The organism is Actinorectispora metalli (genome assembly GCF_056323685.1).
This window is the reverse complement of record NZ_JBREYE010000001.1, coordinates 2,460,254-2,472,359: the sequence shown is the minus strand read 5'-3', so window position 1 is coordinate 2,472,359 and position 12,106 is coordinate 2,460,254. Positions and strand designations below refer to the sequence as shown.

Annotated in this window: 12 protein-coding genes; 2 read left to right on the top strand and 10 right to left on the bottom strand. The window is 68.8% G+C overall.

The features are described 5' to 3' along the window. Nucleotides 1-88: 88 nt before the first annotated feature. From ACU6XJ_RS11560 to ACU6XJ_RS11525, 8 genes are all read right to left on the bottom strand, one after another. Nucleotides 89-907 carry an MOSC domain-containing protein gene (locus ACU6XJ_RS11560; protein WP_476309609.1) on the bottom strand — a complete coding sequence of 273 codons (819 nt, stop codon included), beginning with the start codon at nt 905-907 and terminating at the stop codon, nt 89-91. Between the two features lie 18 nt (nt 908-925). Continuing rightward, nucleotides 926-1,741 carry an MOSC domain-containing protein gene (locus ACU6XJ_RS11555; protein ID WP_476309606.1) on the bottom strand — a complete coding sequence of 272 codons (816 nt, stop codon included), beginning with the start codon at nt 1,739-1,741 and terminating at the stop codon, nt 926-928. A gap of 22 nt (nt 1,742-1,763) precedes the next feature. Then, nucleotides 1,764-3,194 carry an adenylosuccinate lyase gene (purB, locus tag ACU6XJ_RS11550; RefSeq protein ID WP_476309604.1) on the bottom strand — a complete coding sequence of 477 codons (1,431 nt, stop codon included), beginning with the start codon at nt 3,192-3,194 and terminating at the stop codon, nt 1,764-1,766. Between the two features lie 206 nt (nt 3,195-3,400). Next, entirely contained in the window at nt 3,401-4,102 is a 702-nt protein-coding gene (locus ACU6XJ_RS11545; protein ID WP_476309601.1) for a hypothetical protein, read from the bottom strand. Beyond that, nucleotides 4,099-4,629 carry an RNA polymerase sigma factor gene (locus ACU6XJ_RS11540; protein ID WP_476309599.1) on the bottom strand — a complete coding sequence of 177 codons (531 nt, stop codon included), beginning with the start codon at nt 4,627-4,629 and terminating at the stop codon, nt 4,099-4,101. Before ACU6XJ_RS11540 ends, ACU6XJ_RS11545 begins: the two co-directional genes overlap by 4 nt. A gap of 133 nt (nt 4,630-4,762) precedes the next feature. Beyond that, entirely contained in the window at nt 4,763-5,350 is a 588-nt protein-coding gene (locus ACU6XJ_RS11535) for a TetR/AcrR family transcriptional regulator (RefSeq protein ID WP_476309596.1), read from the bottom strand. A gap of 1,053 nt (nt 5,351-6,403) precedes the next feature. Continuing rightward, the gene (locus tag ACU6XJ_RS11530) at nt 6,404-6,595 is read right to left on the bottom strand and encodes a hypothetical protein (RefSeq protein WP_476309594.1); all 192 of its coding nucleotides are present in this window, start codon (nt 6,593-6,595) and stop codon (nt 6,404-6,406) included. 623 nt (nt 6,596-7,218) lie between these two features. Continuing rightward, the gene (locus ACU6XJ_RS11525) at nt 7,219-7,737 is read right to left on the bottom strand and encodes a SigE family RNA polymerase sigma factor (RefSeq protein ID WP_476309592.1); all 519 of its coding nucleotides are present in this window, start codon (nt 7,735-7,737) and stop codon (nt 7,219-7,221) included. A 223-nt stretch (nt 7,738-7,960) separates the two neighbouring features. Here ACU6XJ_RS11525 and ACU6XJ_RS11520 point away from each other — a divergent pair, with 223 nt between their 5' ends. Beyond that, complete coding sequence (locus ACU6XJ_RS11520; protein WP_476309589.1) at nt 7,961-8,902, top strand: threonine aldolase family protein; 942 nt, start codon at nt 7,961-7,963, stop codon at nt 8,900-8,902. Between the two features lie 21 nt (nt 8,903-8,923). Further along, nucleotides 8,924-9,562 carry an HAD family hydrolase gene (locus ACU6XJ_RS11515; RefSeq protein ID WP_476309586.1) on the top strand — a complete coding sequence of 213 codons (639 nt, stop codon included), beginning with the start codon at nt 8,924-8,926 and terminating at the stop codon, nt 9,560-9,562. Here ACU6XJ_RS11515 and ACU6XJ_RS11510 read toward each other — a convergent pair. Beyond that, nucleotides 9,546-10,712: an aminotransferase class I/II-fold pyridoxal phosphate-dependent enzyme gene (locus ACU6XJ_RS11510; protein ID WP_476309583.1), complete on the bottom strand. Its 1,167-nt coding sequence runs from the start codon at nt 10,710-10,712 to the stop codon at nt 9,546-9,548. The two genes, ACU6XJ_RS11515 and ACU6XJ_RS11510, sit on opposite strands and share 17 nt — an antisense overlap. Nucleotides 10,713-10,735: 23 nt before the next feature. Then, nucleotides 10,736-11,998: a phosphoribosylamine--glycine ligase gene (gene purD, locus ACU6XJ_RS11505; protein WP_476309580.1), complete on the bottom strand. Its 1,263-nt coding sequence runs from the start codon at nt 11,996-11,998 to the stop codon at nt 10,736-10,738. Nucleotides 11,999-12,106 lie beyond the last annotated feature (108 nt).

Below are 12,106 nucleotides of genomic sequence, written 5' to 3'. Positions count from 1 at the left end.
GGGGCAAACCTTGGCCCTGTTCGGGGTTGAAGCGCTATTACCTGATCGGGGGGCTTGCTTGACCGATGGTCAAGTGCAACCTACCTAGCTACAGCCGGCTGAGCACCTTCACCTCGTCGCCGACTTTGACCACGCCCGGCGTGAGGACCGCCTGTTTACACCCGAAGGTGACGCCGCCTTCAGACGATCGGCGGTACCTGGCCAACGTCCGGATGGGTTCTTTTCCGACCGTCCGCCCGCTCTGCTGGTCGACCATGGTGACCTTGCAACGGATGGCGATCTTCTCGTGGCCCAACTCGACCTCGCCGACGCTCATCCGGAGCACTTTGTCCTCCGTATGCGGCTCGGGCCAGCCGTCCACCACCAGGTTGGGGCGGAAGCGCTCCATGGGGATCGGGCGCTCACCGCCCCGCTCGATCCGCCGGTTCAGCTCCTTCAGCGACGACACCGAGGTCACCAGCAGCGCCTGGCCGTCGGCGAAACCGGCCGAACCGCTGCTCAGGCCGTTCGCGACCCGCGCGTGGTCCGGCGGCACCCGCACAAGCCTGCACGGCTCGCCGATCACCTCAGAGAACCAATCCGCGACCTCATCACCCTGGTCGACACCATCCCCGGTGTAGGCGAACACGTTCACCGTCAACCGAGGTCCGTCGAAGAGCACGTCAAGCTCGAAATCATCAGCGGCCGGCGCCGACAGCGCCAAGCCAGCCCCACCGTCCAGCAGCTCCGGCCGGATCACCGCCATCTCGGTGACCCGACGCTGGCTGAGGAAGTCGCCATCCGGATCGACCAGCATGAACAGCCGATCGTTGCGCAGTCCCATCGGTCCCAGTTCGGCGTGCTCCACCGGTATCCCGGCACAGCCCTTGACCGGGTAGTAGATCAACGACTCAACGCGAGCGGACAACTGCTGCCTCCCGAACCCTCACCCCGACCAGGCGGTCACCCGGATCTCGTCACCGACCTTGATAACGCCCTCACGCGACACCGCGTACTTGCTGCCGAAGTTGACCCCGCCCTCGGGCACCCGCCGGTACCGGGCCAACGTCCGAATCGGCTCCTTGCCCCCGGCCCGCCCGGTCTCCTGGTCCACCAGAACCACCTTGCAGCGCACCGACGTCTTCTCATAGCTCAACTCGGCCGTGCCGATCTCGGCCCGCAGGACCGTGTCCTCGGTATACGGCTGATCCCACCCACTCACCATGATGTTGGTGCGAAACCGCGTCGCAGGCACCGGCTCACCACCGTCCGCGACGATCCGCGCGTTCAGATCGTCCACAGAGGACAGCGAGGTGATCTGCACGGCCCCGCTGTCGGAAAACGCGATCGGCCCCTCCACCACGCCGTTGGAGAACCGCCGATGGTCCGGGGGAGTCCGCACCAACCTGCTCGACTCGCCAAGCAACTCGCTGAACCACTGCGCCGCCCGGTCGCCCTGGTCAACGCCGCCGCCCGAGTGCGTGAACACCGTGATGTCCGCCCGCACCCCGTCCAACGCCACCGGGACCTCCACCTCCGGCATCCCCGGCGCGGCCAGCACCAGCACCCCGTCGATCAGCCTCGGCCGCACCGCCGCCAGCAGCGGCACCTCCCGCTGTGTCCGACCCCGCCCATTCGCATCGGTGACCATGAAAACCCGGTCATCACGCAACCCGGCAGGCCCCACCTCGCAGTACTCGACCTCGACCCCGCCGCAGGCCTTGATCGGGTAATAGATCAAGGCCTCCACTCGACCCGACATGCTTCCCCCCAGCAAGACGCCGTCACAAAATCGGCGACGGCGTGTAGGCCGCCGCCTCCGGATACCGCTTGACCACCTCGGAAATCCGCGCCACCACCCGCTCCACCTGCGAAGCCGCCACACCCGTGAACGACAGCCGATCGGCAAGCAGCCCATCCAACTCGCCCCGCCCCAACGGCAACCGCTCATCGGCGGCCAGCCGGTCCAGCAACTCGTTGCGCTCCGACCCACCCCGCATGGCCAGCGCCGAAGCCACCGCGTGCTCCTTGATCACCTCGTGCGCCGTCTCCCGCCCGACACCTGCCCGCACCGCCCCCATCAGCACCTTGGTGGTACCGAGGAACGGCAGATACCGGTCCAACTCCCGAGCGATCACCGCAGGGAACGCCCCGAACTCGTCCAACACCGTCAAAAACGTCTCAACCAACCCGTCAAACGCGAAGAACGCATCCGGCAAGGCAACCCGCCGCACCACCGAACAGGAAACGTCCCCTTCATTCCACTGATCGCCCGCAAGCTCCCCGGTCATCGCCGAGTAACCCCGCAAGATGACCGCCAGCCCATTGACCCGCTCACAAGACCGCGTGTTCATCTTGTGCGGCATCGCGCTGGACCCGACCTGCCCCTCCTTGAACCCCTCGGTCACCAGCTCATGCCCCGCCATCAACCGAATCGTCTTGGCCAACGACGACGGTCCCGCCGCAAGCTGCACCAGCGCCGTCAGCACCTCATAATCCAGCGACCGCGGATAAACCTGCCCCACGCTGTCCAGCGTGCCCGCGAACCCCAGGTACTCGGCCACCCGCGCGTCCAGCTCCGCCAGCTTCCCCGCATCACCGCCCAGCAGGTCCAACATGTCCTGCCCGGTGCCCACCGGCCCCTTGATCCCACGCAGCGGATACCGCCGAATCAGCTCATCCAGCCGCCCGTAGGCAACCAACAGCTCCTCGGCCGCGGTCGCGAACCGCTTCCCCAGCGTCGTGGCCTGAGCCGCCACATTGTGCGACCGCCCCGCGATCACCAACTCCGCGTTCTCGGCCGCCAACCTCCCCAGCCGAGCGAGCACCGCGACGACCCGCCCACGCACATGCTCCAGGCTGCTCCGAATTTGCAGCTGCTCCACGTTCTCGGTCAGGTCCCGCGAGGTCATCCCCTTGTGGACCTGCTCAAACCCGGCAAGCGCGTTGAACTCCTCAATCCGCGCCTTCACGTCATGCCGCGTAACCCGCTCCCGCGCCGCGATCGACTCCAGGTCAACCCGCTCAAGCACCCGCTCGTAGGCCTCGACCGCGCCCGCCGGAACCTCAATGCCCAACTCACCCTGCGCCCGAAGCACCGCCAACCACAGCCGCCGCTCAGCCACCACCTTGTGCTCGGGAGACCACAGGGTCGCAAGCTCCACCGAGGCATACCGCCCGGCCAACACGTTCGGAATACGAGGCTTGGTCGTCACGTCGGGTCAGCCTACGTCCTCCCAGCCAGGCCCCACCCGGTCCACTACCACCCAAGTCAGCTAAGCCACACCCACAGCCCATCCACCCGCAAGGGAGCGGCTCGCGCCGTGATCCACCCCCGATCACGGCGCGAGCCGACCCCCAGTCGGGCGCCGGACGGGCGCCCGTTGGCGAGGCGAGTCCTCCCCTACTCGCCTTGGCCTCGCTAGAGGTACAAGTCGGCGTTGGCGATGAGTTGGGTCAAGTAGTCCTGGTTGATGGAGCGGGTCAGGAGTTGGGCCTGCGGTGCGGGGAGGTTGGGTTGTTCGGCGTTGAGGGTGATCGCCAGAGCCTTGCCATCCGCGCGGAGGCGGGCGATCGACCTGGTCAGCACGTCGCCGAGGGGTTGCTGGGACAGGAGCGTGCTGCCGTCCGGGTTGGTGTGGGACTCGCAGCCGGGGAGGGCGCAGGTCTTGGGTACGGGGAAGGCGGGGCTGTTCGCCGGGCCTGACCAGATCGCGATCAGCAGGGCCTCGCCCGTCTTCAGCGTCAGGCGCCAGCGGCGGGTGGCCGGGCCGCGGGGGCCTTCGGACTTGGACTCGATCAGTTCGCGGGTACCGAAGTCGGCGAAGGTGGCGGCTCGCTCGGTCTTGAAGTGCCAGACCTGCTCGTCGCTGACGTCGGTGAGGGCACGGGGGCGCTGGGTGTGGTCCATCGCCGCCCGGACCGACTTGGCGTCCTGCACCATGAACATGGGTACCGCGACCAGGGCGGCGACGGTGAACGTCGCGGTCACGCTGAGCGCCACCGCGCGACGGACCTTGGTGCGCTGGCACAGCCGCGACACGATTTGGTCGGGGTCGAAACCCAGGGGCGGCTCGGTGGCCACCGCGGCGTGCATGTCGTTCCGAAGCTGCTGCTCGCTCACGAAGCCTCCCTGATCAACTCTGGCTCGTCTCCCAGCACCTTGCGCATGGCATCGATGCCGCGAGCGGCTTGGCTTTTGACGGTGCCCTCCGCGCAGCCGAGCACCGCAGCGGTCTCGGCTACGGACAGGTCCTCGAAGTACCTCAACACCAGCACCGCGCGCTGCCGCTGTGGGACCTGCGCCAACGCGGCGAGCACCTGCTCCCGGCGGGCTGAGGTGGTGACCAGGACGGCCGGGTCGGCCGAGCTTTCCGGAACCTCGGGTACGGCGCCGTCGCGTTGTTCGGCGCGGCGCCATGGCCTTCGGCGCTCGTCCAGCCAGCAGCGCAGCAGCGCCGTTCGCGCGTAACGGTCAACGGTCTCCTGCCGCTCGATTCGGTTCCAGGCCTGGTAGAGCTTGGTCAACGTGTTCTGCACTAGGTCCTCGGCAAGGTGCCAGTCGCCACAGAGGAGGTAGGCGAAGCGGCGCATCGGCATGGCACGGTCTCGCGCGAACTCTCGAAACCGCTGCTCTGCCTCGGTTCGCATGCCCGCTCCCTCCTGTTGTCCGGACATGCGTCGCCGGTCCGCCCCGCCGCGGCGTGAGGGAGACCCGCTGCACCTGCCCAACCATCCTCACGCGCGCCGGCGCTGAGAGGTTGCACCCGAAAATCGAAATCTTTCAGGCGGTCATTACCGACCGGAGCATGCGTTCGGCGGCGGCGCGAGGGCTGGGGTTGCTTTCGATCAAGGCATTGACCACGGCACCGTCAACGATCGCGATCAACTGATGGAGACGGTCAGCATCCACTTTCTTGCCCGATCGAGTGAAGATGGTCTGAAGCAATTGGTCCAGCTGGCCGCCGAGTTCACGCATCAGCGGGGCGAGGTAGGGCCTGCGCGGGGTGACCACCAGCCGCTCGTAGCGGAGCAGCACCGGCTCGATGCCGCCGTCCTTGGAGTCCGGGCCGAGCAACAGGTCGAGGACCAACTCCACCAGCGCATCGAAGGTGAGTTCGCCGTCGCCGTAGCGCTCCAGGCGCGCCCGGCCCCCGGCGAGTTCGGCACGGCCCTCGTACTCGACGGCCGCGGTGATCAGCTCCTCCAGCGAGGAGAAGTAGTAGGTGGTGGATGCCAGCGGCAGACCCGCCCGCTCGGCGACGGCCCGGTGGCTCAGACCCTCAAAGCCGCGTTCGGTGAGTAGCTGAGCAGCTGCCACGACCAACGCCTGCCGCCGTCGTTCACCCTTGGGAGTCGTGCCGGAGCTCATGCCGGAAATGGTGCCGGCCCGAAACGACCTGCGGCTTTCCGACCCAACGCGGGGCGTCATCATGCGCCCCTGTGTCGTCATGATGTCGACGCAGGGCGACATCATGACCTTTCGGGAGAAGCATCCCCCGAATCGAGCCTAGCGAGTCTCGGCGTGCTCACGGGGCTCCGACACTGGCTTCGCCAGAGACGCCAGCTTCTCATGAAACACCGGGTTACCCGTCGGGCCAGGGTCTCACCGAAGTCTGCCGGGTGTCGAAGGGGGCAGAAGGGTCTCGCCGAGCACCTGCAAGGTGTCATAAGGGTCAAGGGGTCCCACCAAGGCCGCAAGGTGTTGAAAGGGTCGAAGGGGTCCCACCGCTGTAAGGGTCGAAGGGGTCCCACCGCCGTAAGGATCGGAGGCTTCTCACCGAACGTCGCACAGTGCCGTAAGGGTCGAGGGGTATCACCGAACGCCGCACAGTGCCGTAAGGGTTGGAGGCGTCTCACCGAACGTCCCGCACTGTCAAAAGGGTCGAAGGGTGTCACTTGTGTGTCACTTCGGCAGGGACCGCTGCCGCCCTCGGCAGGGATCACATCGCCGAAGGCGGCTGGGCCCGTTGCCCGGTCGTGGGAGCGGGCAACGGGCGCGTCCGGTGTCGGACGACGGGCGCGTCCGGTGCCGGGCGGTGGGATGACGCGGGTGGGACGTCAGCTGAGAGGGCCGCGGCAGGCATGTAGGCATCGGCGTCCGATTTGAGCGGATAGGGCGTGCTGGTGAAGCCGACAGGTGAGAAGTTCTCGGGATAGGTTTTCGGCGTGGGGTAATTGTGGAGTCGGGTGGGATATCTACTGCGATTTGTTAATAACCCGCAAAAATTCGGCGGGGATAGTTGCCGCAGCGACAACACGTGCACAGAGAAGACAGCACCAATGGCGGCTTGTGCTCTTGCCGCAAACCGACCTTCGGTGCCAACTCGGAACGTTCCGGCTGGTGATGGCAGCGGTGGGACAAGCTGTGTGTCAGGGTGCGTCGTGCGAGGGCGGCAACCCGGGTCGTCAGGGTTGGGGCCGGTTAGAAGGAGGTGCCCAGCTTTTCGGCGATGGCCTGGAGGCGGTCGGCGTAGGGGGGTTGGGCGCCTGCTTCGGCGGGGTCGCTGCGGATCAGGAGGATCTTGCCTGCTGCCGTGCGGACCGCGTAGCCGCGGGTGCCGTTGGGCTCGTCGCGGGGTCCAAGGCCCTGGTCGGCGGAGGCTTCGGCGGGCATGAGCACCGCGCTGATGAAGCCGTACTGGCCGTCCTGCCTGATGAGATAGCCGCCCGCTCGGGAGTCGGGGGGGCATTGGCCGCCTGCCGGGAGGGGGCGGTATCCGCCGGGGCCGGCAGCGGCCGGGAGCTCGCTAGCGAGGGCAGCAGCAAGCTCCCGGTCCGCCGGTCCGCACCCGCCACGGGTGCTGCCGATCCCGGGATCGGCACTCCCAGAAGTTCCGCCCCCCTGCTTGGGCGGATCCTCCGGGAAACTGTGGGGCGGGGGTCCGCCTGGAAGCGGCCCGCCGAGTTTTCTCTCGGAATCCTCCGGGCCGGACATCGTGTAGGGCTGATCCGGTGCCTTACCCGTGTCCGACTCCGCCGAACTCGATGCGGCGACGTTTGTTCCCCTATTACCTTGGAGCAGATCTCCGCCGACGGCAATAGCACCGACAAGAATTGCCACACCAAATGCGGAGCCGGCCACGATCGAGTTGCGCCTGCGCACGGTTTCACGGCGTGAGGCGGTCCGCACATCGTGCTCGGTGAAGGACGCGGGCGGCATATCGCCCACCGCGTCACGGAACACGTCCGCGAGCTTGTGCTCGTCCACCTACACCCACCTCCTCGACACCGTCATCCTCAGGTGGCCGACCGCAGGTCGTCCAGCGTGTCACCCAGCACGTCCCGCAGGGCGTCCAGCCCGCGAGCCGTCTGGCTCTTCACGGTTCCCTCGGTGCACCCCAGCGTCTCGGCGGTCGCCGCGACGTCCAGCCCCTCCAGGAACCTCAGCACGAGCACCGCCCGCTGACGCGGTGGCACCCGCCGCAGACCGGCGAGCAGAGCCTCCCGCACGGCGACCTGGTCACCGAGTTCCGGCGAGGAAACCGGTACGTCCGGCAGCTCCTCAACCGCGCGCTCTCGGCGCCACGGACGCCGTGATTCGTCGATCACCGCCCTGGTCAGCGTCCGCCGCACATAGGCATCGAGGGCACCCTTGTCCCTCACCTTGCGCCAGCGTCGATGCAGGGCGACGAACGCCGTCTGGGCGAAATCGTCCGCGCGATGCCAGTCACCGCAGAGCAGGTAGGCCGTACGACGTACGGCGTCCCGTCGAGCCGCGAAGTACTCCGCGAACTCTTGCTCCTCGCGCTGGTCCACGCGGACACTCTCCGCTCATCATGTCCGCACCCGGAAGACGGAAGACGGCTCTCACCGGGTTGCACAAAAGTCCCGACAAATTTCTCCGGAACGATCTGCCTGCTCACGGGCCTGCCGCCCCGGACGGGCCAGATGCTACCTGCCGCTGTGATGCAATCGACGGGTGTCCTCTACCCAGCCAATCGATCTTCGCTCAGACACCGTAACCCGACCCGATGCCCTCATGCGGACCGCCATGGCGGAAGCGGAGGTCGGCGACGACGTGCTCGACCGCGACCCCACCATGCGGGCGCTGGAGGAGCGGGTCGCCGACCTGCTCGGCGTGCCTGCCGCGTTGTGGGTGCCGACCGGGTGCATGGGCAACACGATCGCCTTGATGAGCCACCTGACACGCGGCGACCGGTTCCTCGCGCCGCAGCAGTCCCATGTGCTGGGCTCCGAACTCGGCACCCCGGCCTGGCTCGCGGGCGGGATGCCCGAGCCGCTGGAGTGGCACGGGCCCGGCAGGCCGTCGCCCGAGGTGGTCCGCGCGGCGGCGAGCGCGGAGGAGCCCTACGACGCGTTGCGGACAACGCTGCTATGCCTGGAAAACACGCACAACTTCGCGGGCGGCGCCGTGACGCCACCCGCTGAGCAGGCCGAGCTGGTCGCGATCGCGCGGGGCGAGGGCCTGGCGGTGCACCTGGACGGGGCGCGGTTGTGGAACGCCGCGGTCGCGCTCGGCGTGGAGGTCAAAGACCTGACCCGCGGCGTCGACACCGTGCAGGTCTGCCTCAGCAAAGGCCTTGGCGCGCCGGTGGGTTCGCTGGTCGCGGGCTCGGCCGAGTTCGTCACCGACGCCCGCAGGCTGCGCAAGATGCTGGGCGGCGGAGTCCGCCAAGGCGGGGTGCTGGCCGCGGCGGGCATGGTCGCGTTGGACCGCATCGGCGACCTCGCCGTGGACCACGAGAACGCCCGCGTGCTGGCCGAGGGTCTGGCCGAACTGGGCTGGCGGACCCGGACCCCGGAGACCAACATCGTGCTCGCCGAGCCCCCGGCGGGCCTCGACCTCAACGGGGTCGGGGTGCTGGCGCTGCCGTTGGGCAGCGGGCTGCGGTTCGTCACGCACCGGGATGTATCGGCCGCTGATGTGACCGAGGTCCTACGACGTTTCGCCGCGGCCTGAGGCGGCAATAACGTCGACAGCATGGCCACCACCGAACCGGTCCTCGACCACACCATCCGCTGGGTCGTCTTCGACTACGGCGAGGTGCTCTGTCACGCCACCCACGCCCTGCCCAAGTTGGCGACCAAACTCGGCGTCGGTCCCGAGGCGTTGGCCGAGGTGTACTGGACGCACCGCAGGCGCTACGACCGCGGCTGCACGCCCGGTGAGTACTGGGGAGCGGTCGCCGCCGACCTCGGTGTCTCCGTGACGGATGAACTCGTGGCTGAGATCGACGCGATCGACCAGGCGGGCTGGCTCAACGTCGACCCCGACGCGCTGGACCTGCTGCGGGAACTGCACGCGTCGGGTGTCCCGCTGGCGCTGTTGTCCAACGCGCCCTACACCTTCGGCAGGCGGCTGCGGCAGGAGCCGTTCGTCGAGGCCTTCACGCACATGCTGTTCTCCGGTGACCTCAAGCTGGCCAAGCCCGAGCCCGAGATCTGGCGGGTGCTGGTGGCGGAGATCGGCGCCGAGCCGCGGGAGTGCCTGTTCCTGGACGACCGGCAGGAGAACATCGACGGCGCGTTGGCCGCCGGGCTGCACGCCGAGTTGTGGCCGGGTCCCAAGGAGATCCGCGACAAGCTGCCCCGATACGGGCTGCTCACAACCAGTTTCTGAGCCTGACCAGCGCTTCCTCGATATCGGCTGTGGCGCCCGCGAACGACATCCGAATGAACCGGCCGCCGTTCGCGGGGTCGAAGTCGATGCCGGGAACGATCGCCACGCCGGTGTCCGCGAGCAGCTTGCGGCACAGCGACATGGAGTCGCTCGTCAGGTGGGAGACGTCGGCGTAGACGTAGAACGCGCCGTCGGCGGGGGCGAGTTTGTCGATGCCCAGCCCGGCGAGGCCCGCCACCAGCAGGTCGCGGTTGACGCGGTAGCGGGCCACGTGGCCGTCGGCCTCGGCATAGGAGTCGGCGGTGAAGGCGGCGACCGCGGCGTGCTGTGCCAGCGCGGGCGGGCAGAGGGTGAAATTGCCGGTCAGCGCGTCGACCGCGGTGCGGTAGCGCTCGGGCAGCAGCATCCAGCCCAACCGCCAGCCGGTCATCGCGAAGTACTTCGAGAAGGAGTTGACCACGATCGCCTCGCGCGAGTACTGCCAGGCGCTGGGCAGCGGCCCGCCGTAGCTGATGCCGTGGTAGATCTCGTCGCTGACCAGCTGCACCCCGTTGGCATCGCACCAGGCGCTCAACGCCGCCAGTTCGGCGGCCTCCAGCACGGTGCCGGTCGGGTTGGCGGGACTGGCGACGATCAGCCCGTCGATCGGCCGGTCCAGCGCTTCCAGCATCTCCACCGTCGGCTGGAACCGGGTGTCCGGCCCGCAAGGCAGCTCGACCACCTCGCAGCCCAGCGCCGTGAGGATGTTGCGGTACGCCGGGTAGCCGGGGGTGGCCAGCGCGACGCGGTCACCGGCGTCGAAGGCGGCCAGGAAAGCCAGCAGGAACGCACCGGAGGAACCGGTGGTGGCCACCACGTCGTCGGCCCGCACCGACAGGTCGTAGCGGGTGCGGTAGTGGTCGGCCAGCGCCTGGCGCAGGGCCAGGATGCCCAGTGGTTCGGTGTAGCCGAGCGGTTCTCCGCGCAGCGCGGTCGTCGCGGCTCGCAGGACCGGCTCCGGGGCCTTGCTCGAGGGCTGACCCGCGGCCAGCGAGATGACGTCGCCGTGGGTGCGGGCGCGTTCGGCGATGGCCGACACGATCTGCATCACGTAAAACGGCGGCACCGCCGCGCGCCGAGCCACCGACAGGGTGCTTGCGGAGTCGAGCATGTGCTCAGCCTGCCACTTCGAGCTCAGCTGCCGGGAACGGACACCTTGCCCTGCACCGCGCGCTCGGCGATGTCGGTGCGGTGGTGCGAGCCGGTCAGGTGCACACCCTCGATCCGTCGGTAGGCGTCCGCGCGGGCCTTGGCGAGGTCCGCGCCGTGCCCGACGACCGACAGCACCCGGCCGCCCGCAGACACGATCGCGCCGTCATCGCGGCGCCGGGTACCCGCGTGCAGCACGCCATCGGACTCCGCGCCGGTGATGACGTCGCCGGTGCGCGGCAGGTCGGGGTAGCCCTCGGCGGCGACCACCACGGTCACCGCGGCACCCGGGTCCCACTCCAGCGCGGGCTGCTCGGCGAGCGTGCCGTTGGCCACCGCCAGCAGCAGCCCGGCCAGCGGGGTGCGGAGCAGGGACAGCACGGCCTGGGTCTCGGGGTCGCCGAAGCGGCAGTTGAACTCGATGACCTGCGGCCCGTCGCCGGTCAGGGCGAGACCCGCGTAGAGCAGACCGGAGAACGGGGTGCCGCGGCGATCCAGTTCCTCCACCACCGGCTGCACGACCTTGTTGACCACCTCGGCCACCAGGTCCGGTGAGGCCCACGGCAGCGGCGCGTAGGCGCCCATGCCGCCGGTGTTGGGGCCGGAGTCGTTGTCGCCGACGCGCTTGAAGTCCTGCGCGGGCAGCAGCGGGACCACGGTGGTGCCGTCGACCAGGCAGAACAGCGAGGCCTCCGGGCCGTCCAGGAAGGCCTCCAGCAGCACCGGGTGCCCGTCGTCCAGCAGCGAGCAGGCGTGCGCGCGGGCCCGCTCCAGGTCGGAGGTGACCACCACGCCCTTGCCTGCCGCCAGCCCGTCGTCCTTGACCACGTACGGGGAGCCGAAGTGGGACAGCACGGCGTCCAGGCGGGCCGGGTTGTCGACCACCTCGCTGCGCGCGGTGGGCACGCCCGCCGCGGTCATGATGTCTTTGGCGAAGGCCTTGGAGCCCTCGATCCTGGCCGCGGCGGCCGACGGGCCGAAGCAGGGGATGCCCGCCTGTCGGACCAGGTCGGCGGCGCCAACGACCAGTGGGCCCTCGGGTCCGACCACGACAAGGTCGGCCTTCCAGGCCGTGGCGACGGCGGCGATGGCGGCGGGCTGGGTGATGTCGACACCCAGCGGCTCGGCCAGCGCTGCGGTGCCCGCGTTGCCGGGGGCACAGGCCAGCGCCGTCACCGCGGGATCGTGGGACAACGCCAACACGATGGCATGTTCCCGGGCTCCGGACCCAATCACGAGGACGCGCACGAATGGCCAGAGTAGACGGAGGCGGGAAGACCGGCGCTACCACCTCTGGGTCACCTGGTTCAACCGTTATGCGTAGCGGCGGCGTTGCGAATCCGTTACCACCTGCAC